The 24921-nt window shown below is 61.6% G+C and carries 24 protein-coding genes and 1 tRNA gene; 17 read left to right on the top strand and 8 right to left on the bottom strand.

Annotation, left to right across the window (positions count from 1 at the left end; all coding sequences use genetic code 11):
• The first annotated feature begins 7 nt into the window (after positions 1 to 7).
• Entirely contained in the window at positions 8 to 2158 is a 2151-nt protein-coding gene (locus WB650_RS20645) for a hypothetical protein (RefSeq protein WP_422305366.1), read from the top strand.
• Here WB650_RS20645 and WB650_RS20640 read toward each other — a convergent pair.
• From WB650_RS20640 to WB650_RS20625, 4 genes are all read right to left on the bottom strand, one after another.
• Positions 2155 to 3348, bottom strand: a complete 1194-nt coding sequence (locus WB650_RS20640) for a CaiB/BaiF CoA transferase family protein (protein WP_423961858.1) — start codon at positions 3346 to 3348, stop codon at positions 2155 to 2157. The two genes, WB650_RS20645 and WB650_RS20640, sit on opposite strands and share 4 nt — an antisense overlap.
• A gap of 11 nt (positions 3349 to 3359) precedes the next feature.
• Entirely contained in the window at positions 3360 to 4571 is a 1212-nt protein-coding gene (locus tag WB650_RS20635; RefSeq protein ID WP_422305362.1) for a CaiB/BaiF CoA transferase family protein, read from the bottom strand.
• On the bottom strand, positions 4568 to 4867 hold the full coding sequence (locus WB650_RS20630; RefSeq protein ID WP_422294429.1) for a hypothetical protein: 300 nt from the start codon (positions 4865 to 4867) through the stop codon (positions 4568 to 4570). Before WB650_RS20630 ends, WB650_RS20635 begins: the two co-directional genes overlap by 4 nt.
• Positions 4868 to 4939: 72 nt before the next feature.
• Positions 4940 to 5464 (bottom strand): cupin domain-containing protein, encoded by a 525-nt coding sequence (locus WB650_RS20625; protein ID WP_422305360.1) that lies wholly within the window; start codon positions 5462 to 5464, stop codon positions 4940 to 4942.
• A gap of 255 nt (positions 5465 to 5719) precedes the next feature.
• On the opposite strand from WB650_RS20625, the gene WB650_RS20620 reads away from it, so the two are divergent.
• The 4 genes from WB650_RS20620 (at position 5720) to WB650_RS20605 (ending at position 11123) form a co-directional block, all read left to right on the top strand.
• Positions 5720 to 6508, top strand: coding sequence for an LON peptidase substrate-binding domain-containing protein (locus tag WB650_RS20620; RefSeq protein ID WP_422305358.1), 789 nt, complete (start codon positions 5720 to 5722; stop codon positions 6506 to 6508).
• Between the two features lie 55 nt (positions 6509 to 6563).
• Positions 6564 to 9470, top strand: a complete 2907-nt coding sequence (gene ileS / locus WB650_RS20615) for an isoleucine--tRNA ligase (protein WP_423961855.1) — start codon at positions 6564 to 6566, stop codon at positions 9468 to 9470.
• A gap of 3 nt (positions 9471 to 9473) precedes the next feature.
• On the top strand, positions 9474 to 10052 hold the full coding sequence (gene lspA / locus WB650_RS20610; protein WP_422306577.1) for a signal peptidase II: 579 nt from the start codon (positions 9474 to 9476) through the stop codon (positions 10050 to 10052).
• A 117-nt stretch (positions 10053 to 10169) separates the two neighbouring features.
• Complete coding sequence (locus tag WB650_RS20605) at positions 10170 to 11123, top strand: phosphotriesterase family protein (protein WP_422306575.1); 954 nt, start codon at positions 10170 to 10172, stop codon at positions 11121 to 11123.
• Positions 11124 to 11156: 33 nt separating this feature from the next.
• On the opposite strand, the gene WB650_RS20600 is transcribed toward WB650_RS20605, so the two are convergent.
• The 4 genes from WB650_RS20600 to aroC all read right to left on the bottom strand — a co-directional run bounded on the left by WB650_RS20600 (position 11157) and on the right by aroC (position 14461).
• A complete protein-coding gene (locus tag WB650_RS20600) occupies positions 11157 to 11402 on the bottom strand; it encodes a helix-turn-helix domain-containing protein (RefSeq protein WP_422306573.1) in 246 nt (81 codons plus the stop codon).
• A 198-nt stretch (positions 11403 to 11600) separates the two neighbouring features.
• Complete coding sequence (aroB, locus tag WB650_RS20595; RefSeq protein ID WP_422306571.1) at positions 11601 to 12677, bottom strand: 3-dehydroquinate synthase; 1077 nt, start codon at positions 12675 to 12677, stop codon at positions 11601 to 11603.
• A 2-nt stretch (positions 12678 to 12679) separates the two neighbouring features.
• Positions 12680 to 13255 carry a shikimate kinase gene (locus WB650_RS20590; RefSeq protein ID WP_422306569.1) on the bottom strand — a complete coding sequence of 192 codons (576 nt, stop codon included), beginning with the start codon at positions 13253 to 13255 and terminating at the stop codon, positions 12680 to 12682.
• A gap of 36 nt (positions 13256 to 13291) precedes the next feature.
• A complete protein-coding gene (gene aroC / locus WB650_RS20585) occupies positions 13292 to 14461 on the bottom strand; it encodes a chorismate synthase (protein WP_422306567.1) in 1170 nt (389 codons plus the stop codon).
• Between the two features lie 99 nt (positions 14462 to 14560).
• Between aroC and priA the strand changes: the two genes are divergently transcribed.
• The 12 genes from priA to WB650_RS20525 form a co-directional block, all read left to right on the top strand.
• Complete coding sequence (gene priA / locus WB650_RS20580) at positions 14561 to 17035, top strand: replication restart helicase PriA (protein WP_422306565.1); 2475 nt, start codon at positions 14561 to 14563, stop codon at positions 17033 to 17035.
• Positions 17036 to 17045: 10 nt separating this feature from the next.
• Positions 17046 to 17990: an alpha/beta fold hydrolase gene (locus WB650_RS20575; protein WP_422306563.1), complete on the top strand. Its 945-nt coding sequence runs from the start codon at positions 17046 to 17048 to the stop codon at positions 17988 to 17990.
• A 17-nt stretch (positions 17991 to 18007) separates the two neighbouring features.
• Positions 18008 to 18550: a peptide deformylase gene (gene def, locus WB650_RS20570; RefSeq protein ID WP_422297683.1), complete on the top strand. Its 543-nt coding sequence runs from the start codon at positions 18008 to 18010 to the stop codon at positions 18548 to 18550.
• A gap of 131 nt (positions 18551 to 18681) precedes the next feature.
• Complete coding sequence (fmt, locus tag WB650_RS20565; RefSeq protein WP_423961851.1) at positions 18682 to 19668, top strand: methionyl-tRNA formyltransferase; 987 nt, start codon at positions 18682 to 18684, stop codon at positions 19666 to 19668.
• The gene (gene rsmB / locus WB650_RS20560; RefSeq protein ID WP_422306559.1) at positions 19665 to 21044 is read left to right on the top strand and encodes a 16S rRNA (cytosine(967)-C(5))-methyltransferase RsmB; all 1380 of its coding nucleotides are present in this window, start codon (positions 19665 to 19667) and stop codon (positions 21042 to 21044) included. The genes fmt and rsmB overlap by 4 nt, the downstream gene beginning before the upstream one ends.
• Positions 21045 to 21111: 67 nt before the next feature.
• Positions 21112 to 21804, top strand: coding sequence for a septal ring lytic transglycosylase RlpA family protein (locus WB650_RS20555; RefSeq protein WP_422306557.1), 693 nt, complete (start codon positions 21112 to 21114; stop codon positions 21802 to 21804).
• Between the two features lie 209 nt (positions 21805 to 22013).
• A complete protein-coding gene (rpe, locus tag WB650_RS20550; protein ID WP_422306555.1) occupies positions 22014 to 22709 on the top strand; it encodes a ribulose-phosphate 3-epimerase in 696 nt (231 codons plus the stop codon).
• The gene (locus WB650_RS20545) at positions 22709 to 23071 is read left to right on the top strand and encodes a hypothetical protein (protein WP_422306553.1); all 363 of its coding nucleotides are present in this window, start codon (positions 22709 to 22711) and stop codon (positions 23069 to 23071) included. Before rpe ends, WB650_RS20545 begins: the two co-directional genes overlap by 1 nt.
• Before the next feature lie 135 nt (positions 23072 to 23206).
• Positions 23207 to 23284, top strand: a tRNA-Pro gene (locus WB650_RS20540).
• Between the two features lie 206 nt (positions 23285 to 23490).
• Positions 23491 to 24099 (top strand): glycerol-3-phosphate 1-O-acyltransferase PlsY, encoded by a 609-nt coding sequence (gene plsY, locus WB650_RS20535; protein WP_422306551.1) that lies wholly within the window; start codon positions 23491 to 23493, stop codon positions 24097 to 24099.
• Positions 24100 to 24297: 198 nt separating this feature from the next.
• The gene (locus tag WB650_RS20530; RefSeq protein WP_422306549.1) at positions 24298 to 24696 is read left to right on the top strand and encodes a nuclear transport factor 2 family protein; all 399 of its coding nucleotides are present in this window, start codon (positions 24298 to 24300) and stop codon (positions 24694 to 24696) included.
• Positions 24697 to 24838: 142 nt separating this feature from the next.
• The coding region (locus tag WB650_RS20525; RefSeq protein WP_423961872.1) for a P-II family nitrogen regulator at positions 24839 to 24921 on the top strand (83 nt) is incomplete at its 3' end.

The following is a 24921-nucleotide window of genomic DNA, read 5'->3' as shown; positions in this document are numbered from 1 at the left end:
ACGCCGCGTGTTAACAAGGGGGACGAGGTTCGCGAAGGCCGCGGCGGTTGCCGCTCTTCTGCTTGGCGTGATCGGCCCGCTGGGTAATGCGGCGGCCGGACCTGATCCAAACAGGGCTCCGCAGTCGGCGATCTTCGTCGCAAACAATTACGACGTAACTGCATATCCGATCGGCAGTAAAGGCGATGTCCCACCGCTAACGGTGACGACCGATATGGCCTCTCCCAACGGCATCGCACGAGATTCGGCCGGCAGAATCTATGTCGCGAATTCGGCAACCAACACCATCACTGTGTATGCGGCAAATGCCGACGGCAACGTGTCTCCGATCGCCGTGATCGGCGGTTCGAACGCCGGGCTGGCCGATCCGATCGGCGTCGCATTGGACGCCTCCGATAAAATCTACGTGCTCAACGGCGCCGCTGATAGCGTCACTGTCTACGCGCCACTCGACGCCGGCGTCGGTCTCCTCAACGAGACTCCGATCGCCACTATCGCCGGATCGAAAACGCAGCTGCTCAGTCCCGCGGATATCGCAGTCACCGGCGGCGGAGAAATCTACGTTGCAAACCAGTTGGGCGGTCCGAGGAAGCGGCGCCGTTACGCGCCCGGCGTCGTTACCGTCTATTCTGCAGGCAGCAACGGAAACGTAGCGCCGACCGCGACAATCAGTGGCCTCGCGACCGGACTGGTCGATCCTCTTAGCATCACGCTGGATTCCGAGAACAACATTTACGTGGCCAATGCGTATGGGCAAACCGGCGGCAAAAAATCGGTCGCGTGGGACTCAAGCATCGTAACGTATCCGGCGGGTAGCACGGGTGACGTGGGGTTTGTCGGAGCCGTCAACGGCTTGGCGACAGGCATCTACTATCCAGACGGGCTCGCCGTCGATTCGAGCGGAAATATGTACACCCAGGGTACGTCGACTGTCGGCGATGGGATCAGCATCTTCGCTGCCGGCAGCTATGGCAATGTGGCGCCGACAACCACCATTGTCGGCGCTGATACAGGGCTCGTGGGATCCAACCGGATGGTCCTCGATTCCGATCGCAACCTCTATGTCTCGAACAGTTTTGGTGGTGCCGGCGGCGGCAGCGTTACTGTCTATCGTTCCGGGGCGAGCGGCAATGCGGCGCCGCTCACAACCATAACCAGCGACTTCACGGGAATAGCCGGTGGAGCTTCCAAACTTGCGATGGATTCCACTGGGAAGATCTATGTAGCAAACTTTCAGGGAAACGGTCGTCCCGACAGCGTTACCGTCTATTCTGCCGGGAGCTACGCGGTCGGCGCACCGATAGCTACTATTTCCGGAGACAACACCGGGCTCAGTTCTCCCATCGGTGTTGGCGTAGACGCGAACGGCAATATTTCAGTGCTGGACGACAACGGCACCGTGACAACTTATGCCGCGGGTAGCTCCGGCAACGCGACGCCTATCGCGACCCTCAGCATCAACAGTGGTAAGAACACCGAGGCCACCGGCATCGCAGTGGGGCGCTCAGGAAAAATATACGTATCCGTTACCGGTGTTGTGATATGTCGTGAGCGATCTTGCCATCAGACGAGTCCTGGCAAGGTACTCGTCTACCGAGCCGGCAGCGACGGAAATGCAAAACCGGCTGCCCTCATCAGCGGTCCCGACACCGGCCTAGCTTCGCCTTCGGCAGTCGCCGCGGATCAAAACGGTTACCTCTATGTGACCAACGAGGGGCCAGCGAAAGTCCCTTACGTTGTCCCAGTAGGCTTCAGTATCAAGGTCACGAAAGCCGGCCCTGGGAGCATCACTATCTACCAGCCTGGGAGCGACGGCGACCAAAAGCCGATTGCCACGATCGCCGGCGAAAGCACGAAAATCGTGTCCCCAACCGGCATAGCTCTCGACGAGAATACAAATATATATGTGTTGAATGGCTTCGGTGGTAGCTTGGGCGGTGGTCACGACTCCGTCGACACGGTCTCGCAGTCGCTGCAGCGGAACACCGCAAGGACTGGCATCCCAAAGGGCGGGAGCGTCGACACTTATTCCAAAGTCGAAATTCTCGAATTCGCTGCCGGCGGCAACGGCGACGTCGCGCCAGTCTCATCGATTGGCGGTCCTTTCACGGGTCTCAACTATCCTGAGGGAATCGCAATCGGGCCTACCGGGCCCTAAGGCCAGACCGCGCCTTCTGCGACGAGCTCGTCGCGGTCCGATTTGCCCAAGCCTAGCAACTCCCCTAGCACGTAGTCGAAATCTTCGCCGACTTCGGGGGCGATCCTGCTGACTTCTCCCGAGCCGCCCGAGAGTTTGAACGGGATTCCTGTAACGTGAGTCGTTACGCCTTTTTTCGTCGATACTTCGGGCCAGAAGCCGCGTTCTTTCAGTTGCGGGTCGCGCGCGCACAGATCGACGCCGTTCTCGACGACGCCGGCTGCGATACCCGCGCGTTGCAGTATCGCCATCGCGTCTTCGGCGCTGTGCTCCGCGGTCCATCGCGAGACGTTGGCGTCGAGCTCGGCGCTGTTTTGCATCCGCAGATAGAGCGTGCGGAACTTAGTGTCATGCGCCCAGTCCGGGGAGCCGATTGCAGTGACGAATCGGCGCCATTCGGGTCCGGTGCCGACGCTGATCGCGACCCATCGATCGTCATCGCCGTCGAGCGCGCGGCATTTGTAAACCCCGTGCGGCGCTGCCGGCCCTTCCTGCGAATTGTAGCCCGGCGCCGACTGCGTGCGGCCGTTCACCGATATGTCGAGCAGCGCGGGACCGATCACGCTCGCGACCGCTTCGAACTGCGACAGGTCCACGAACTGGCCTTTGCCCGTCCGCCGTCGATGCCACAATGCGACCAGCGCCGCGAGCGCGCCCGAGTATCCCCCGCACATGTCGGCGTACGAATAGCCGTAGCCGGCCGGCGTCCCGTCGGGCTCCGCTATCATCTGCGTGTATCCCGTGAGCGCCTGCAAGGTTGGCCCGTAGCTGACGTAACTCGAGCGCGGGCCGGTGTGACCGAGGCCCGACATGCTGATGCAAATAATGTCGGGCTTCACCGCCTTGAGACTTTCGTAATCCATCCCCCAGGTGCGCATCACGCGCGCCGAAAAATTGTCCATCACGATGTCGCTCATCGCGGCGAGCCGGCGAGCAAGTTCGACGCCTTTCGGATGCTGCATGTTGAGCGCGACCGAAAGTTTGCTGCGATGCAGGTCGCATTGCAGCCCGAGCTTGCGATTGCCCATCGGCGGCGGGTCCTTGCGCTCGACCTTTACCACCTGCGCGCCGTGGTCGCCGAGAATGCGCGTCGCGACCGGCCCGGCCACCACCCAGGTGAAGTCGAGGATGCGCACGCCGTCCAGCGGCATCGCGCACATGTTCAGATCACTCCCTCAGCCGCGAGCACCGCGATCGCTTCAGGAGCCATCGCGAGCTCGTCGCGCAAAATCTCGCCGGTATGCTCGCCCATCAGCGGCGGGCGCCGCGACACGCGCCATGGCGTTCCGTTGAAAAGATACGGCGCGCCCGGATAGCGGAACTTGCGCCCCAGCTCGGGATGCTCGACTTCGACTATGTATCCGCGCTCGATCAGCTGCTCGTCATCAAACAGAGCCTCGGGCGGCCGCACGGTCGCGTACGGCTGGCGCAAAAGCTGCGCGCGCTCGAGCAGCTCGTCGCGTGGATAGTCCTTGACCCAATCGTCGAGCACTTCGAACACATGCTCGGCCATCAGGTAGCGATACATCGGCTGCTGGTAATTCGGATCGTCGAGGTCGGCCGCCTTGCCGTCGGACTTGACCCATTCGATGAGCGAGGTCCAGTCGCCGAGCGTGCAATGCATGATGTACCCGTCGCGGCATTTGCCGACGCGAAAAAAACGGCTCCAATGCAAAGTCCCGCGGCGCGGCTCCGCTTCGTTGCGCTCGAAGTATCCGCCGGCAACGTGCTCGACGGCCGCAGCGGTGGCCTCCTGCATGCTGAGATCGATCCACTGCCCTTCAGCAGTGCGATCGCGAGCGAGTAGCGCAAGCATCACGGCGATCGCGCCGAAGTACGCCGACGAGTGGTACGCCTGCAAACCGAGCGGACGCACCGGCGCGTGATTCGGAAAGCCGTTGACGTAGAGCATCCCGCCAAGCGCGGTCAGCACAGTGTCATCGGCGACATAGTCGCGATACGGTCCGGTCTGTCCGAACGGCGCAATCGAGCACAGCACGAGCGCCGGGTTCTCGCGATGGAGAACCTCCCAGCCAAGCCCGAGCTGGTCCATCGTCCCCGGCGCGAAGCTCTCGATCACGACGTCAGCAGAGCGCGCGAGCTGAATCAGGATGTCGGCGCCGCGCGAATGCTTGAGGTCAAGCGTCAGCGATCGCTTGTTGAGATTGTAGAACCAGAAAAACAGGCTGCGATCGTGATGCGGCAAATCGTCCAGGAACGGGCCGATGCGACGAGCGTCGTCACCCGCCGGCGGCTCGACCTTGATGACGTCGGCACCCATGTCGCCCAGCAGCCGCGCGCAAAGTTGTGCGCGATGCCCGCTCAGATCAAGGACGCGCAGGCCCGCGAGCGCGCCGGGTCCTGGCTCGGTCACGGTTTCTCCGTCGACTTCGGCGCGGCGGGAGCCTCGATCTCCTTGAGCTCTTCCTTGACCTTGGGCGGTGGCAGATCCTCGATTGCGAACGCGCTGGTGTCTAGAGTCGGCGGAACTTCCATCAGCACTTCATTCTTCGGACCGGTGCGTTTACCGCCGACCACGCGAATCGTTTCGAACGTGTCGGGATTGACCCATCGCACCCCCATCACCGCCGGCTTCGCCTGACCATCCTCGTCGACAGGCACGAGCGTAGTCCCTTCCTTATCGAAAAAAGTTACTTTTCTGAGTGCCATAATTTCTTTCTATGATAGTGCGATCAGATGAACGAGAAATGATATGGAGGCACGCGCCGGGATTCAAACTGGTTACGGTTTAGGTTTGCGGCGCCTAAGCGCATCCGGCATCCCGTCATGTGGTCCTAGCCGGTGCTTCGGAACGTCCTCCCACCATTCGCTCGCCGGCAGGTCATTGCGGCGTTGAGGATGGAGCGGATAGTAGATGCGATTGTCGCTCTTTGAAGCCTCTCCTCCGACAATCAGCAGGGCATCATGCTCGCTGTTGTTTAAGAAGCAATGGGTGATGCCGGTGCCTGCCGGAAAGGCCGCGAGGTCCCAGGGCCGCATCGCGTGAATAGAGCCATCGATCCAGGCGTCGACCTCACCCTCGAGCACGTACACGAATTCCTCTTCCTTCTCCTCGGCATGCGGCCACGAACTTCGCTCCCCGGGCGCCAGCCGCAAGAGATTCACGCCGATCCTTCGCAGCCCCGCGGACCTGCCGATACTCCGCTGATGACCGGTGTACTCATCGCTGTTGGGATATTGGTGACTCGTCTCCGGAATCGACGCGGCAGAAATGATGAACGGCGGTCTTTTAGCCGGATTTTTCATGCGGTCCATCTAACACAATCAAACCCAGAATGCTTGCCGGAAGCTTATAAGTGGGGCGGGCCGCCGTGCCCGCCATCGATGCGCGAACCATCCGCAGAATTTGTTGCGTCGCGGATGGCGGCGGACTAGCCTTTCGTCTTGGCCGTCAGGCGGCCACCTGTCCGCGGAGAGGGCCAAGCCCACCCTGGTTGCTCGATTAACATAAACCTTTTCCTGCCCGTTAGCGGACGCCGGGCATAAGGAAGGGGTTTGCCTATGACTACGTCCGACGGGCCGCGCAAGCGGCTACCCAACAATCCGTCCGAGGAAAATCTCCGCAAACAGGCCAAGCGACTCGCCGCGCAGGAGAACCTGCAACTGGCGGCCGCGCAGCGCCGTCTCGCAATCGAGTACGGTTACCGGAATTGGGCCGAGCTGATGCGCGCCGTCGCATCGCGCTTCGTCCCGCTGGTTCCGTTGCGAGGATTGGTTGCTTTCCCGCACGAGGTCTATCCCATCTTTATCGGTCGCCGGCGATCGCTAAAGGCTATCGAGGCGGCAGAAGATTCCGATTCGCTTGCTAAACACTCGCCGATTTTGCTGGTAGCTCAGCGTGAGGCTGAAATTGCGACGCCCTCGCCGGCTGATATGTATCAGGTTGGAACTCTGGGCGTCATTGCAGAACGGCATCGCCTTCCCGACGGCACGGTGAAGATCGTCGTCGAGGGCAAGAAGCGCGCACGCGTCAGACGCTTTGTGTTCCACCAGAAATTCTTCAAGGCCGAAGCCGAAGATATGGAAGAAGCGTCAGACCGATCCGTCCGCGTCGAACAACTGGTGCTCGCGGTGCTTTCCGCGTTCCATAAGTATGCAGGTCGCGAGAATTTGACTATCCCGGAACTCGCGACTCGGATGAAACAGATTGAAGAAGATCCTTCGATCCTTTCTTACTTGATTGCGCACCATCTGAAGATGGAAGTCGCGGAACAGCAAGCGTTGCTCGAATGCGTCAACCCGGTCGAGCGGCTCGAGAGGATCCGCGGCTACCTGGAGGCAGCGAATTGAAACCTAATACTCGCGAAGGAACGCCGCGTGCGTTAATCTGATCGGACGCATCTTAATGCTGGAAAAACGAGTGGCTGAGACCGACTACAAATCTACCCTGAAACTTCCCAAAACCGACTTTCCGATGAAGGCGAATCTGCCCAGGCGGGAGCCGGAAATGCTCAAGCATTGGGATGAACTCGACCTCTACGCGCGCCTGATGGATGCCCGCAAGGATGCGGAGTCGTGGGTGCTGCACGACGGCCCCCCCTACGCCAACGGCCGCGTGCATCTCGGGACCGCTCTCAACAAAATTCTGAAGGACTTCGTGGTGCGGTCGCGCTCGATGCTGGGATTTCGCACGCCGTTCGTGCCCGGATGGGACTGTCACGGCATGCCGATCGAGTACAAGGTCTCGCGCGACCTCGGCGGCGACAAGGCGCGCACAACGCCCAAGCTCGAGCTGCGCAAGCTGTGCCGCGCCGAAGCTGAGAAGTGGGTCGATTTGCAGCGCTCGGATTTTCGGCGCCTTGGATGTATCGGCGACTGGTTCAATCCGTACCTCACGATGGCGCCCGAGTACGACGCCGCGGAAATCCGCGTGCTGCGCAACATGGTCGAGCAAGGCTACGTGTATCGCGGCTTGCGTCCGGTGCATTGGTGCTTCGACTGCCGCTCGGCGTTGGCGGAGGCTGAAGTCGAGTATCGCGATCACGTTTCGCCGTCGATCTACGTGGCGTTCCCGTTCAACTCGAATCTCAAGGATGCGGGCGCGCTGGCTGTGGAAGCCAACGACCGCGCCGAGCTCGCGTATGCGCACAAAGCCGGCAAACTGTCGGCGGTTATCTGGACGACGACACCGTGGACGCTGCCGGCGAATCTCGGAATCTCATTGAACGAAACGTTCGACTACGTCGCGCTGAAAGTTGGCGCACATTACTACGTTGTCGCGACGCGATTGGCGGACAGCGTCGCGAAAGAATGCGGGCTCGCAGTCGAAAAACGAATCCCGTTCGACCGCGCCGCGATTAAAGCGTACGACGGCCAGGATATTTTCAGACATCCGTTTTTGCCGCGCGACGTGAAGCTGATGTACGCTGAGCACGTCACCGCCGACACCGGCACCGGCCTGGTGCATACCGCGCCCGGGCACGGCTACGAGGATTTCGTCGTCGGCCGAGAGTACGGGCTGACCCCATTCACTCCCGTCGACGGCAGCGGAGTGTTCACGCGCGACGGTGGCGAGTGGGAGGGGCAGAACGTCTTCAAGGCGAACAATTCGATCGTCGAGAAGCTGCGCTCGGTCGGCGCGCTGCTGCATTCGCAAAAATTCACGCACAGCTATCCGCATTGTTGGCGATGCCACAATCCGCTGATTTTTCTCGCGACTGAGCAATGGTTCGTCGGCGTCGATCATAATGGGCTGCGCGCCAAGGTGATCGACGCGATCGATTCGGTGAAGTGGTATCCTGCATGGTCGCGCGATCGGATTCGCAACATGACCGAGACGCGCCCCGACTGGACTATCTCGCGACAGCGCGCGTGGGGCGTGCCGATTCCCGCGGTGCGATGCGCTGAATGCGACGAGGTCGCGCCGCTGCTCGTGACGATGGATCGGGTCGAGGAAATTTTCGCGCGCGAAGGCTCCGACGCATGGTACACGCGGCCCGCGGCCGACTTCGTCGCGCCAGGCGTCAAGTGCGCGAAGTGCGGCGGCTCGGTCTTCATGAAGGAAGAAGACATCCTCGATGTGTGGTTCGATTCAGGCTCGTCGCAAGCCGCCGTGCTCGCCAAGAGGCCCGAACTGAAATGGCCGGCGGATGCATACCTCGAAGCGGTCGAGCAGGCGCGCGGATGGTTCAGCTCATCGCTCTTCTGTGCCGTGTCTGAGCGCGGCAAGGCGCCTTTCAAGAGCATCATCAGCCACGGACTCACCGTCGACGAGAAGGGACGCAAGATGTCCAAGTCGCTCGGCAACTCCGAGGACGCGGTGGATGCGGCCGGGCGCATGGGCGCCGACGTTTTGCGGCTGGTATATGCGTCCCTCGACTACACCGCGGACATTACTCTCAGCCCGACGATTTTCAGCGCGGTGTCAGAGTCGTATCGGAAGATTCGCAACACCTGCCGCTTCCTGCTGGGCAATCTGGCTGATTTCGATCCCGAGCGCGACACCGTTCAATTGAAGGACATGCTCGAGTTCGATCGCTTCATCCTGGCGCGCACGGAAAAGCTCAAGGCCGAAGTGCGTCGCGCGTACGAAGCGTTTGAGTTCCAGACCGCGTTCCAGGTGATGCAGAATTTTATCGTGGTCGATTTGAGCTCGCTGTATGTCGACGTCGCGCGCGACCGTCTCTACTGCGCGGCGGAGAATTCGCGCGAGCGCCGCTCGGCGCAGACTGCGCTGTTCAACATTCTCGACGTGCTCGTCAGGATGCTCGCGCCGCTGATCCCGTTCACCGCCGAAGAAGTTTACGGCTACATGCCAGGGAAGCGGCTCGACAGCGTGCATCTGACTACGATGCATCCAGCGAATCCGGCGTGGCACGATAACGAGTTGGAAGCGCGATGGGATCGGCTGCTCAAGGTTCGCGACGAGGCGCTCAAGCTGCTCGAGGCGATGCGCAAGTCGGGGACGATCGGCGCGCCACTCGACGCCGCGATCAGTCTCGGCGCTGACGGTGGCTCTGACAGCGGCCTCGCCGAGACGCTCAAGCGATATCGCGACGAGTTGAAAGATTTGTTCATCGTCTCCGACGTTTCGATTTTAGCCGATGCGGAAGCGGCGGAGATCCGGAATCAGGCCAGCGGTCGCGAGGATTTCGCCGTCGACGGCACCTTCGCGCGCGCGGCCGCGAATCCCGCAATCACGCTGGTCGGGCGTCATGCGTCGGGCGCGAAGTGCGCGCGATGCTGGAAATATTTCGATGACGCCGGCGGCGAAACCTTGGACGCCCGATGCCGCGCAGTCGTGGGAGCCTAGCCGATGGCCGAGCAGTCAAGCGCCAAGCCGTTGCCCCGCGTGCTCGAAACCGGAAGTGAATCGACTGCGTCGGCGCCGCCGCGCAGGCCGTTTCTATTTCTGCTCGGCGCGATCACGATTCCCGTCATCATTCTCGACCAGGCGACCAAGCTGTTCGTGCAGGCGCACATGGCGCTGTACGAAAGTATCGCGATCATTCCCAACTACCTCGACATCACCTACACGCAGAATCCGGGCGCGGCTTTCAGCATGCTGGCCGACGCTCCGCCGTGGGTCCGCAAGGCGTTTCTGCTGACGATGGCGTGCGCCGCGATAGTCGTGCTCCTGTACATTATTGTGCGCGCGGAAAGCGTGTCGCTTACCTCAGTTTCATGCGCGCTGATACTTGGCGGCGCGATGGGCAATCTGATCGATCGAGCGATCCGCGGGCGCGTGATCGACTTCATGCGCGCGCATTACTACGACCTGAACTATCCCATCTTCAATGTCGCGGACAGCGCGATCTCGATTGGGGTCGTGCTGATCCTGCTCACGACGATCTTCGGCCGCGACCAGGAACCCAAGCCCGACCTTTCCAGTTAACCTGTTGAAAATCGCGCGGCGCATTTGACGACAGCGGCGCTTCGGGTCTAGCTTCGCAAAATCGAAGTCTCGATCGACGCCGGGCTTAAACTGATGCCTGGAATGGAGCGTATCGCGATGAAAGCAATCAACACCGTCACTGGAACCGCGAGTCCGGAGCAGCTCGGAACGACGCTGATGCATGAGCATCTGCTGATTGGCTGGGCTGGATGGGAGCTCGACTGCGCCGCGCCGAAGTTCGAGCGCAAAGCGGCGCTCAAGAATTGCGTCGAGCGACTGAAGGAGGTCCGGGACCTCGGACTCGAAACCTTCGTCGATCCGTGCCCGATGGACATCGGCCGCGACGTGAACTTCATGGCGGAAGTGGCGTCGGCGTCGGGCGTGCGGATAATCTGCGCGACCGGCCTGTACAAGGAAGACCTCGGCAACACCGCGTACTTCAAGCAACGGACCGTCGACGACATCGCGTCGGTCTACATCAGCGAGATCAACAAAGGCGTCGGCGACACCGGCATCAAGGCCGGCATCATCAAGTGCGCGACCGGCAAGGGCCAGGTCACCAAGTATGAAGAGATGTGCCTGCGGGCGGCGGCGCGCGCGCATAAGGCGACCGGCGCTCCGATCACGACGCATACCGAGGACGGCACGATGGGCCGCGAGCAGCTGGAGATTTTCGCGTCGGAAGGCGCGGACCTGAGTCACGTGATCATCGGACACAGCTGCGGGTCGTCGGACCTCAGCTATCACACGGCGATGCTCGATCGCGGATGTACCCTCGGTTTCGACCGCTTCGGCCTGGACTTCCTGCATCCAGACAAGCTGCGATTGGCCGCTTTGATCGGCCTACTCGGCGTCGGCTACGAAAATCAGCTCGTGCTCTCGCATGACACCGTCACGTGCTGGCTCGGGCGCGGGCTCGACCTGACGCCCGAGACCGCCAAGCTGGTGGCGAACTGGACGCCGACGCACGTTTTCAAGAATATCGTGCCGGCGCTCAAGCGGGCAGGCGTGGGAGATGCGAAGATCCGCACGATGCTGGTAGAAAATCCGCGCCGCTACTTCCAGAACTAGCGGACCGGCGCGGATCTTCGTCCAGCGGAGGAGCTATTCGCGCGCGTCGGACTGAGTCGACTCAGCCGTGGTGGCCGCGGGAGTGCGAACCCCCGATTCCACCGACGCACGCCACCTGTCGATTGCCTCGACCGTAAAGCGCCAGTCACTGCCGACACGAAACGCTGGCAGCAGATTCTTTTTGAGCATTCGGTATATGGTGGAGGGATGCACTCGTAGGTACGTAGACACCTCTTGCACCGTCAACACTTTGTCCTTCATTTCATCGAATCGATCCATTGGACTCCTCCGCGTTACGCGTGTTTACTCCGTCCTTTTGTGTCCTTGGCAACGTACGGGTGGAAACAGTCATGCGTGCGCTACTAAGAACATACTGAACACGTCGTAGAGACGCCAAGCAAAGCGGCGGAATTTTCGCGACAATCTGTCACCTGTAGAACACTTTAAGTCACAATTGTCAGAAATTCGAGCCGGCGATCAACTCAAAGATGACACGATGTCATCAGGCGAGAGACTTTTTGTCAAGTAGTGACCAAGCCGATCGAGCAGCACGAACTCGATCGCGCCCTGGGCGCGCTTCTTGTCCAGACCGAGCGCGCGGAGAAAGTCGTCGCTGCGCCATCCGTCGGGCATCGCAGTCGGCAGTCCGGCGCGCTCGATCAGGCGCTGCAATCGCGATGCTTCGTCGGCTGAGAAGCCGGCATACTTGCTCGAGAGGCGTGACGCCGCGACCATTCCAATCGCGACCGCCTCCCCGTGAAAGTAGCTGCCGTAACCGGCGCTCGTTTCTATCGCGTGGCCGATGGTGTGACCGAAGTTCAAGCTTTTGCGCAGCCCGCCTTCGCGCTCGTCGGCGGATACAACTGCGGCCTTATGCGCCAGCGATCGCGCGACGACTTGCTCGAGCAGATCGGGGTGGCGCGCAAGGATCGAATCCAGATCGCGTTCAAGGTCAACGATCATCGGCGCGTCCATGATTGCGCCATACTTGATGACCTCGGCCAGGCCCTCGCGAAACTCGCGGTCAGGCAAGGTCGCGAGCGTCGTGACGTCGGCGACAATCAGCCGCGGCTGGTAAAATGCACCGATTAGATTCTTTGCGTGCCGATGGTTGATCGCGGTCTTGCCGCCGAGCGCTGAATCGACCTGCGCGACCACCGTGGTCGGCACCTGCACGAGAGGCATGCCGCGCAAAAAAGTGGCGGCCGCAAATCCCGCGAGATCGCCAACCACACCGCCACCGAGTGCGAACACCGCGCTGTTGCGATCGAGTCCGATCGCGGTCATGCGATCATACAGAAGCTCCAGCGTCGGAAACGATTTCGACGCTTCGCCCGGCGGCACCGAAATTACGGCGGGCGTGAAACCGCTTTTGCGCAGCGAATCCTCGACTCGCGCCGCGTACAACTTTTCGACCGTCGCGTCAGTGACGACCGCACACGAACCCGGCTTCAGGCCGGCGTCATGTGCGAGTTCGCCAAGACGATCGAGGATGTTCGCGCCGACCTGAGCGTCGTGCGACGCGTGCCCGAGTTCTATACGGATAGTTCGCATCGCTAGGCGGGCGGCAGGATTCGTCGCGCGGCATGTACGCCGAAAGCGCCGATGACATCGTCGGCCAGTTGCTCGACGGTGAGATCGGAGCTGTCGACTTGCACGTCGGCGCGAGCGTACGCGTCAGCGCGTTCGTCCATCAGCTCTTTGACCCGCGCCAGGGTGGGTTTTCCACCTTCGGTCAGTTTCGGGCGCTTGGCTTTCGATCGTTCGACGCGCGCCGCGATCACTTCGGGCCTCCCCGTCAGGCATACGATCACGCCAACCCGCTTGAGCGCCATGCAATTCGATTCGTCTACCAGTACGCCGCCGCCGGTCGAAATAACTTCGGGATGCGGTCCGTGGCAATGCGGGCATCGACGGCGATCGCTGGTCAGTTGCGCGACTGCCTCACGTTCGAGCTGTCGGAAGCGCGCCTCGCCGTGATCTGCAAAAATTTGCGCGATTGGTTTTCCAGCGCGCGCGATGACGACCGTGTCGACGTCCACGAATTCCCATCCGAGCCGGCGCGCGACGATCGGGCCGACCGAGCTTTTGCCGGTGGCCATGAATCCGGTGAGGATCAGTTTGGGCGTCATTTGCGTTGTCGCGCGAATCCGGTCGCGCGCCTCCGCTCAGTAATTGCGGACCTGTTCGACGAAGCCGTTGAAGTTGCGAGTTATCTCGACCAGCGAATCACCGCCAAACTTTTCCAGGAAGGCCGCCGCGAGCTCGAACGCGACCACCGCTTCCGCGATAACGGCGGCGGCGGGAATCGCGCATACGTCGGATCGCTCGATCGCGCCGACCGCTTCCGCCTTGGTTTTGATATCGACAGATCGCAGCGGACGCATCAGCGTCGACAGCGGCTTGAACGCGACGCGCACGCGCAACGGCTCGCCCGTGCTTATGCCGCCCTCGGTGCCGCCGGAATTATTCGAATGGCGCGTGAAGCGATGATGCGCGGCGTCGTAACCGATTTCATCGTGCAGTTCGGATCCGCGAATCCGTCCCGCAGTGAATCCCAGGCCAAGCTCGACGCCCTTGGCGGCCTGCAGGCTGAGGAGAGCGAATGCGAGCCGTCCGTCGAGCTTGCGATCCCATTGCACGTGACTGCCGAGCCCGACCGGCAAGCCGGTTGCGACCACCTCGACGATACCGCCGAGCGTGTCGCCGGTTTTTTTGCACGCATCGATCTCGGCGATGATTTTGCTTTCGGCGTCGGGATCAGCCACGCGAACTTGCGACGCTTCAGTTATTGTACGCAACTCCGCGATGCTCATCTCGTGATAAGTCTTTGCTTCGGTCGCGCCGATGCTGGCGACGTAGCCGAGCACGTCGATTCCGAACGGCAGCAGAATCTGCTTCGCGAGTCCGCCGATCGCCACGCGCGCAGTGGTTTCGCGCGCCGACGCCCGCTCGAGCACGTCGCGGATATCTTCGAGATTGTATTTCAGCACGCCCGCAAGGTCGGCATGACCGGGCCGCGCGCGCGTGACAACTTCAGCCGCGCCGCGATCGCCGGGATCGGCCGACATCTTCTTGACCCAGTTCTTGAAATCGCGGTTCTCGATGATGAAGGTGATCGGACTGCCGAGCGATTTGCCGAAGCGGATGCCGGAAACCGGACGCACCTCGTCCTTTTCGATCAGCATCCGACCGCCGCGGCCGTAACCCTTTTGGCGGCGTGCGAGATCGGCGTTGATCGCGGCGAGGTCGATGTCGAAACCGGCGGGCACGCCTTCGACCGTCGCGACCAGCTCGGGGCCGTGCGATTCACCGGCAGTCAGAAATCGGAGCCTCATGCCCCCGATTCAACCAGACTGGACGCGTCCGCGAAAGCGGGTATGGAACGGGCAAATCGCCGGGCCGCGGTGTAAGTTGCATGCCCAGAGACACTCGAGATGCAGGCCAACATAGTGATCGTCGGGGCGACGCGCGGATTCGAGACGCTGACGTATTCGATTCCACCGACGCTCGACGGCCTGATTCAGCCGGGGCATCGCGTGCTCGCCCCGCTGCGCTCGCGCAAGGTGACGGGCGTGGTCACCAAGGTCGGCGAGCGACTGTCGACGAGCGAGCTGAAACCCATCATCGAGGTGCTCGAGCCGCGCCCGCTGTTTGATCGCGCGCATCTGCAACTGATGGAGTTCCTCGCGACTTACTACATGGTTTCAATCGCCGACGCGTACCGCAGCGTAATTCCAGCGGTCGCGCGCGTCGAGTCGAGGATGGCGTACAGTCTCGCGAATTCTCCCGACGCCTTGGCGCGCGCGGCGTTCACGCGAGTAGAGCGCACGATTATTGAAAAGATCGCGAAGGGTGCCGCGACTACGCGACAACTCGAGAAAGCCGGTCCGCCGAGCGAGGTGCGCGCCACGATCGCACGCTTCGTCGCCGACGGTATCCTCGAGCGCCGCAACGCGACCACCGGTCGGCATCGCGAGACGGCGGATCTGGTCGCGCGACTCGTCACCGGCGCAAACGTCGAGAATGTTCGCGGCCCGAAGCAGCGCGAAGTGCTCAATGCTATCAGCACCGCGGGCGCGACTGGGCTGCGAATCGAAGAGCTGAAAACGAAGATTGAGGGCGTGAGCGCTACTCTGAAAAGCCTCGCGAGTCGCGGGTTGATCGCGATCCAGGCGGCGCCCGCGACATCGAACACCGGAGCGGCGGCGGAGTTCGACCTCACCGACGAGCAGCAGGTCGCGCTGGATGCGATCTCACCGGCGATCGAGCATCGGCGTTACGAAGCGTTTCTGCTGTGGGGCGTCACCGCCAGCGGCAAGACCGAAATTTACCTGAACCTCGCCGCGCGAGCGCTCGCGGCCGGGCGCAACGTTCTGATCATGGTGCCGGAGATCGCGCTGGCCGACGAAATCGTGCGCTCGTTTCGCGTGCGCTTCGGATCGCTGGTCGGCATCGCGCATAGCGCGCAGAGCGTGACCGAGCGATGGGCGAGCTGGATGGCGGCGATTGGCGGGCAGGCGCGCGTAATGATTGGTCCGCGCTCGGCGATTTTCGCGCCGATGCACGACATCGGGCTGATCGTCGTCGACGAGGAGCACGACGCGTCGTACAAGAGCGAGGAAGGCATCTACTATCACGCACGCGATCTCGCGGTCGCGCTCGCGGGATTTTCGATTTGCCCCATCGTGCTGGGATCGGCGACGCCGTCGAGCGAGTCGTACGCGAATGCACGGCGCGGCCGGTACCGGCTGCTACGCCTGTTGCGACGCGTGAACGATCGCGCGATGGCATCGGTAGAAGTCGTCGACATGCGCCGCGAAGTGGCCGAAGGTCGTAAGCTAGCGGCGTCCAAACCGAACGGTGCGGGGCCGGCAGGATCGAAATCTAATGCGGCGGAAGTTCCGGACGCGGTGCCGCTATCGAACTCGTTGGTTGCGGCCTTGCGTGAAAATCTCGCGTCGGGCGGCCAGAGCATGGTGTTTCTCAATCGCCGCGGGTTCCACAATTTTCTGCAATGCCACATCTGCGGCAACGTGATCGCGTGCCCGAACTGCAGTGTCAGCATGACGTTTCACATGCGCGACCGCTCGCTCCGATGCCACTACTGCGGCAATCACACGGCCGCGCCCGATACCTGCCCGGAATGCAAAGGTTACGGGCTCAAGGGGCAAGGCTTCGGCACCGAGAGGCTCACGCAGACGCTGGCGGAGCTGATGCCGGGGGCGCGCATCGAGAGGATGGACTCCGACACGAGCAGCGTGCGCGGCGCGCGTTCGCGGATGCTGGCCGAGCTTCGCGCCGGCGAAATAGATATTCTGGTCGGCACGCAGATGATCACCAAAGGTTTCGATTTTCCCGGCGTCACGCTGGCCGCGGTCGTCAACGCCGACATGGCGCTGAACATGCCCGACTTCCGTTCCGCTGAGCGCACGTTTCAGCTGCTGACGCAGGTCGCGGGACGCGCGGGCCGCGGCGAACGTCCGGGCCGCGTGATCATCCAGACCTACGCGCCGAATCACTACAGCGTCCGCGCCGCCAGGGATCAGGACTACGCGCGCTTCATGCGGCGCGAGCTGGAACTGCGCCGCGACCTTATGTATCCGCCGTTTGCTCGTCTCGCGATGGTGCGAGTCGAGGGCGCGGAGCCGCAAATTGTCAGGCGTGCAGCCGAGGCGGTCGCGAAATCGCTGGCGAAGGACACGACGCCGGAGGGAATGCGCGTGCTGGGACCAGCGCCCGCGCCGATCGAACGGATCAAGCAGCGCTACCGATGGCAGGTGATGATAAAATCGCGCGAGCTGAAACCGATGCGCGCCGCAATTTCCGCGATGCGCGCCGAAGTCGGCCCGTCGGCAGAGCGCGACGATATATTTCTCGCGATCGATATCGATCCGGTAAGGATGTTGTGAGCACCAGGAAATGAACGAAACGAACGAACATTACCTGATTCATCATGTGCCGCGGGCGCGTCATGCTTTCGACGTGAAGATGCACGACGGCGCTACCATTCACGTTCGCCAGCACGGCGTCCCCGGTGCGCCGCGCCTCGTGCTCAGTCACGGCAACGGGCTCGCGATCGACGGCTACTTTCCGTTCTGGGGACCGCTGCGCGCGCGCTACGAAGTGGTCGTCTTCGACTTCCGCAATCACGGGCACAATCCACTGCACGGCGCGGAAAGACATACGTGGCAGAACTTCCTCGCGGATATGGACGTGGTCTGGCATGCGATCAATCGCGAGCTTGGAGCGAAGCCGGCCGCCGGGCTGTTTCATTCGCTGTCGGGAGTCACTGCTGCGATGCATGCGCTCAAGTACGGACGGCGATTCGACGCGTTGGTGCTGTTCGATCCGCCGGTCTACCCGCGCGCCGGTCATCCGATTCAGTACCTGCAACAATCTGACAAGGAGTCACTCGCCTCGCGCGCCGCGCGGCGTCCCGAGCGCTACAAAGATCCACTGGATCTCGCGAAGCAATTCAGCCGGCGTTTCAAACGATGGGTGCCCGACGCTTACGAGCTGATGGCGCGCGCGACGCTGCGGCACGATCGCGCGAGCGGCGACTGGATCCTCGCGTGTCCGCGCGAATACGAGGCGCACGTTTTTTCCAGCGGTGCGAATCCTGACCTGTGGCCGCAGATGGCGCATTGCCCGGTGCCGGTGAAACTCGTGTGCGGCGATCCTACTCTTGACGAAGTGATGCCGCCGGCGCTGATCGGGCGCGCGATGGCCGAGGAGCTGGGGCTGCCCTATGAAGCGATCCCGGGGACGACGCACTTTCTTCAAATCGAGCGTCCCGCCGAGTGTATCCGCGCGGTCGAATCGTTTCTCGCGCCGCTCGGACTCGCCGCGCCAGCTACCCTTTGATAGATTTCTAAATACAGATGGCACTGCTGAAAATTCGCAAGTTTCCCGACGACACGCTCAAGGAGCCGGCCGCTCCCGTCAAGAATATCAACGGCAACGTCGAGGGGCTGATCGACAGCATGGTGCAGACCATGTACGCCGCGCCGGGCGTGGGTCTCGCGGCGCCGCAGGTTGGAGAGTCGAAGCGGATCATAGTGCTCGACACCGATCACGAAAATCCGGGCAAGCATCTGTTGAAGTTGATCAACCCGCAGGTGGTCGAGGCCGAGGGCAAGATCGTTTGGGAAGAAGGGTGCCTGTCGGTGATCGATTACACCGCCGACGTGGAACGCGCGGCGCACGTGCTGGTGCGCGCGTGGACGCCCGACGAAAAAGAAATCGAGATCGAGGCCGACGAGTTGCTCGCGGTCGCGCTGCAGCACGAGATCGATCACCTGGACGGCAAGCTGTTCATCGATCGCATCAGCCGCATCAAGCGCGAGCTCTACAAGCGCAAGCTCAAGAAATTAATCAAGGAGGGCAAGGCCGACAGCGTCAGCCCCTCCTCGGTGCGGATCTAAAATCGCCGACCCACTAGCAGGCTCTTGATAGGTCAAAAGCCTGCTCCCCCTCTCTTGTCTCCCCCGCAAAAGAGCGTGAGAGAAGATCAAGGAAGGCAGCATCTTTTACGCAGGGTATTCAGATAGCACTAGTGGAAGGTTCAAAAAACTTGCCCAACACCCCGCTGAGGATCGTTTTCATGGGCACTCCTGCCTTGGCAGCCCATATTTTGGAGCGGCTGGTGACGGCTTCAGGAGCCAGCTTCAGAGTCGTCGGAGTCGTTACGCGTCCGGATCAGCCGCGCGGGCGCGGACTAGGCATGGACCCGAGCGAAGTCGGCGCGGTCGCGGCCAAGCATCAGATTCCGACACTGAAGCCGGTCAAGATTCGGACGCCTGAATTTCTAAGCGAGCTGGAAGCATTCGAGCCCGATCTCCTGGTGGTGGCGGCCTACGGACGAATTCTGCCGAACTCGATTCTCGGCGTTCCGAAGATCGCGCCGATGAATGTGCACGCATCGCTGTTGCCGCGGCATCGCGGGGCAGCTCCGGTCGAAGGCGCGATCCTCGCGGGCGACGCGGAAACGGGAGTCACTATCATGCGGATCATCGAGCAGATGGACGCCGGCCCGATGTACCTCCAGCGCAGGATTCCGATCGAACCGAACGACACGCAGGGAACGTTGAAGGAAAAGCTCGCGGAACTTGGCGCGTCCGCGATGCTCGAGGCGATCGATCTCGCGGCGCACGGCGCGCTGGTCGAAACGCCGCAGGACGAATCGCTCGCCACCTACACTTCGCAGATCGAAAAGAAGAATGCCGTGATCGATTGGACTTCGAGCGCCGCGCAGATCGAGCGGATGACGCGCGCGTACGATCCGTGGCCAATCGCGCGCACGCGTCTTGGCGGCGACGAAGTTCTCATCTGGCGCGCCGCGGTCGAGGATGAATCTCAGTGGAGCGGGCCGCCGTCCCCGCCTCCCGGCACAATCGTCAGCATGAAACCAAATCCAGTAGTCCAATGTGGAACCGGACGACTGAAGCTGGCCGAAGTGCAGGCGCCGGGGCGAAAGAGAATGTCCGCGGCCGATTTCCTTCGCGGCAAACGCGTTGAAGCCGGGGCGCGATTCGGCGCATGAGCGAGCATGTTGTCAAAGCGGGATTGCGCCCGCGAGAGCGCGATCAGGGACTAGCCTCCAGGCTCGCGGCGAACGACATTTTGTTCCGGGTCGATCGGGAATCCGGCTATGCCGACGTTTTGCTCGGCGCGTGTCTGCCGGACTTTGCGCCTGCTGATCGGCGCCTCATTACGCGGCTCGTGCTTGGCACCATCGCATGGCAAGCGCGCCTCGACTACGAGCTAAAGCATCTGACCCGGCGCGATCTTGTCTCGATTCAGCCTGTTGCGCTCGAGATCTTGCGGATGGGTTTGTATCAACTCCGCTTCCTCGATCGAATTCCCCAGCACGCGGTGGTTGATACCGCCGTGAGTATTGCCAAACGAAGTGCTCAGGCGCGCAGAGCAGCCGGATTCGTCAACGCCGTGATGCGTCGTGCGACCCGCGAGACCGCGCCGCTGCCGCCGCGCGAGCGCAACGAGAAAAGTTATCTCGCGATCGCGTATTCGCATCCGCGCTGGATGGTCGAGCGATTCGTCGATTGGTTTGGCGTCGAGAATGCTGAGCGCCTGATGACGGCGAACAACGACGCCGCGCCCAACGTGATCAGGCTGAATCTCGCGCGCGGATCCCGCGCGGAGTTAATCGAGAAGTTGACTGCGGACGGTTTCGAGATTGGAGCCGACGTACGCGCGCCCGAAACGATCGTGCTGAAAAGCGCGGGCCGATTCGAGTCGGTTTCGTATCGCGAGGGCCTGTTTCACGCGCAATCCGAGGCGTCGCAGATGGTTGTGCGGATGCTGGCTCCCAGAGCTGGCGCGACGGTTATCGATTGTGCGGCGGCGCCGGGTGGCAAGGCGACTCATCTCGCCGAGATGGTCGGCGAGCGCGGTCGGGTGATCGCCGTCGACCTCAACTTCAACGGACTGAAGAATGCGCGCGATTTGGCGCGCCGCCTGCGGCATCACAATGTCGAGTTCGTTTGCGCCGATCTGACCAGGTCGGCGCCGCTTGCACCGTCGAGCGTCGAGTATGTGCTCCTCGACGCACCGTGCACGGGGCTCGGGACCCTCCGGGAGCATCCCGAAATAAAGTGGCGGCTCAAACCGACCGATCCGGCGCGGATGGCGGCGATACAATCGCAGATGCTCGAGAACGCGTCCGGGATGGTGCGTCGTGGCGGCGCGATCGTGTATTCGGTTTGCAGTATCGCGCCCGAAGAAGGCGAAAGTGTGGTCGATGGATTTCTCGAGCGCCACGCGGACTTCGCAATCGATCACGGCATGGCGGGTCGAGACGAGTTTAGAGAGGTTATCGATGCGCGAGGATTCATGAAGACGCGGCCGGACGTCGGCGGCCTCGACGGATTCTTTGCCGCGCGATTGATTCGGCGCTAAAATTTTTGTTAACTACGGCGCAGCACGTGGACGAGTATTTCATAACCTTCGGACCGGGCGGCGACCGATGATCGCGGGGGCTGCCAGAGCCGGTCACGATTCGAATCCGAATCATTTGGGTCCGATCAGCTGGACCTTGGCGTTCACGCTGGGCGTGCTTACGATCGTGCTCGCCGGATGTTCCTCGCAGAATTACACGCCCGCGCCGCTCTCTACCCCGAGTTACTACACGCCGTCGCACGAGACTTATAGAACGACTCACACCGAAGTCGCTTCATGGTATGGGCCGGGTTTCGCGGGTCGACGCACGAGCACCGGCGAGGTTTACAATCCTGAAGGTCTGACGGCCGCATCCACCACGCTGCCCCTGGGCTCGCACGTGCGGGTGGTGAATCCCGACACCGGCAGATCGGTGGTAGTGAGAATCAACGATCGCGGACCGTACGTGCGCGGACGCTCACTCGACCTGTCGCACGGCGCCGCGCAACAAATCGGGCTCACTGGCAAGGGAGTAGGCAGAGTGGAAGTTACACCAACGGCGAGGAGCACGCCGGTGGTGACCGCGTCGCGCACGACGGTTTACCAATACAGCTCGATCAGCGCAGCGCCGGCGCGGAATCTCAGGTACGTTTCGTACGAGTCGCGGACAACCTATACGAGGCGCACGCGAAGGCGGCATCGCTCGCATAGTTATTCGTCGACGCGAACGGTTTCGAACCCGATTGGTGCGTGGCTCGCGAGCGCATTTCCACGGTTCTGAACGCCAGTCGAGCGCGCGCAAAACGCGCGTACTCGGAGACCGGAACCGGCTTCGCGTCGCGCGAAGCTGTCCGGAAGCCCGAAACCCCCATTCCTCCGGTCGCTAGGCTCCCGTCGTCAGGGTGACAGAGTAGTCGCGTCGTGCTAGCGGGCTGAGTGACACAAAAGGTAGGATTCGCAATCGTGTCACGCTGCGATTAATCTCTGCACATGGCTCCCTCCGCCGAAGATATCCACGACAAGCTCGCGCCCTCAATTCTTTCCGCGGACTTCGCGCGGCTCGGCGAGGAAATTCGCGCGGTCGAAAGGGCCGGCGCCGACATGATTCATTTCGACGTGATGGACGGGCACTTCGTGCCTAACATTTCGATCGGTATCCCGGTGATGGAGTCGGTGCGAAAAGTGACCCGGTTGCCGATCGACGCGCACCTCATGATTTCCGAGCCGGCGCGCTACGTCGAGGCATTCGTGAAGGCGGGCGCCAATTCGATTTCGGTGCATTGCGAGGTATGCCCCGACATCCCGGCGATGGCGAGGCGGATCCATGACCTCGGCGCGCGCGCGTCAATCGGGATCAATCCCGAGACCGACGCCGACAAGGTGCTGCCCTTCGCCGAGCATCTCGACATGATTCTCGTGATGAGCGTGCATCCGGGCTTCGGCGGCCAGGAGTTTATTCCGGCCGCGCTCGACAAACTGCGCTACATCCGGCGTGAGCTGAAACGTCGTGGACTCAGTATCGATGTCGAGATAGACGGCGGCGTGAAACTCGACAATATCGCGGATGTGAAGGCGGCCGGCGCCAACGTCTTCGTGTCGGGCTCCGGAATCTTCGGCAAGCCCGACTACGGCAAAATCATGAACGAGATGCGCGAGCTGGTCGTGCATACGCCGTCGAAACTCTAGTGAAGCCCCGCCACGCTGCCGCGCTCGCGCTTGTAGGCTGGTATCTGATGACGCCTCAATTTAACCTAGAAGGGAAATTCGATACGTCACTGCCATTGTCCAAATGGATGATGACCGGTCCTGTCGCCTCGCAGCAAGAATGCGAGCACCGACGACTACGCTCATTCAAACTGCTGGATGACCCTGCAATACGCAAACAGCTCAAGCCGGACATTCCCAAACTACGCGCGGAAGCGGCACGGAGATGGCCGAACCAGAAATTCCCTGCTGAGACTGAAAAAGATTACTTCGATAGCATTCGCAAATCATTCGAGCTGTCCCAGTGCGTATCGGATGACGATCCGCGCCTTAAAGGAAACTAAGCCACTCGCACTTTCAAATTCAGACACTCAGCCTGCGAATTAAGACAGTACCGTCGATTCTGCCGGACTCGCGCGCCATCCCCTCGGATGCTATAAACACTCGTCTGTACCTTTCCGATTACGCGCGACCGGAGACGGGGTGTAGCTCAGCCTGGCCAGAGCACTGCGTTCGGGACGCAGGAGTCGCTGGTTCAAATCCAGTCACCCCGACCATTTCCCTCCTTCGGCGAGCTCTCTATAGTCAAACCCGTGTCATTCAGAGCCGCTGCGGCGAAGAATCCCGGATGCTGTGTCGGGAACTGTGACCAGATGAAATCAGCGTTGAGTGTCGGCGAGCGTTGCACCTCTCCCGCGGCACTCCCTTTTTTCACTGGCGCGCCGCGACCTCCCCTCGGACAAGGGGAGGTTAAGATCTGCCAATGCTAATTGAAACTCTCCTGATCGTCGGCGCCTACCTGATCGGCTCGATACCGACCGGTGTGATCGTCGGACGGATGCGCGGGTTCGATCCGCGCGCGGTCGGCTCCGGCAATATCGGGGCGTCCAACGTAGTCCGCGCCGGAGGTATGAGTGCGGCGGTGATGACACTGGTTGGCGACGCGCTCAAGGGCGCGATTCCAGTGATTGTCACGCGCGCCGCGGGCTTTCCTCCCTCGACCATCGCGTGGGTCGGCCTGGCCGCATTTATCGGCGCGATTTGTTCTGTCTTCCTCGGCTTCAGCGGTGGGAAGGGCATCGCTTGTGCGCTGGGTATCTGGCTCGCGATCTCGCCGATGGCGATTCTGATAGCCCTGATAGCCTTCGCCGTGACGCTTGCGATTAGCCGAATCACGTCGCTGTCCTCGATAGTCGCGGCTATCGCGCTTCCGCCGACGGTCGCCGCGCTCGGCCTGCCCCGTCACTACTTGCTGCTCGCGATTCTCATGACCGCGCTCGCCCTGTTTCGCCATCGCGAGAATATCCAGCGGCTGTCGCGCGGTGAGGAACCGAAGTTCCAGCCCAGGCGCAGCGGCAGTGCTGCGTCCTGAAAGAGTGCCCGCCAATTAATCGGACGCCCGCCAGTTGAGCACCCCGAACACCGAGCCTGAAAAATTGTGATGCTGCCGTGCGTATCGCAACGGCCAATGCCGGTTGGCATCCCGCTTGCGTTGGCCTTGCGCCGGATGTTGCCGCAATCCCGCCGGATGGAATAGGTATCAATCAGCAGCAATCGAGGAGATGGGCCTATGACGTCAGCGGAAAAAAAGGAATTGGCCACGGAATTTCTCAGCGAGTTCGAAGATCCCGATCCGGTGCGGCTCGCCACGATGACCGCCAACGACTTCGAGTGGAAGGTCATGACCAACATGCCGGGCATGCCTCCCGTGAAGGGGCATGAGGGACTCAAGACTCTCGCGAAGGGGATCAAGACGATGATGCCCGGCGGGCTCGGTCTTAAGATCGAGACGATCTTATGTGAAGGCGACCGCTGCGCCGTACAGGCGGAATCGAACACCACCGCGGCTAACGGCAAGAAATACAACAACCGCTACCACTTCGACATTCGTTTCGACGGCGACAAGATTGCCGAGGTGCGCGAGTATTGCGATACCAATCACGCCCGGGAGGTTTTCTTCAGCAAGTAACGCGCCCCGCGGAACCGTCCTGCTGCGCGCGCGAAACGAGGGTCTTGAACCAACTGCCTCCGAAGAGAATGGTTATTGGGGATGCGGAGGAGGCCGGCATATGCCCGCGCGGCCAGTATGAGAAGGGACCGAGAGGAGACTTATGAAGAAGGTTGAGGCGATCATCAAACCGTTCAAGCTCGACGAGGTTAAAGAGGCCCTGTCGAGTATCGGGGTGCAGGGTCT

Origin of the sequence: Binatus sp. (SeqCode), assembly GCF_049584895.1 — a bacterium.
Taxonomy (GTDB): Bacteria; Desulfobacterota; Binatia; order Binatales; family Binataceae; genus Binatus.
Note: the sequence above shows the minus strand (reverse complement) of the source record. Positions and strands in the feature narration are given on the sequence as shown.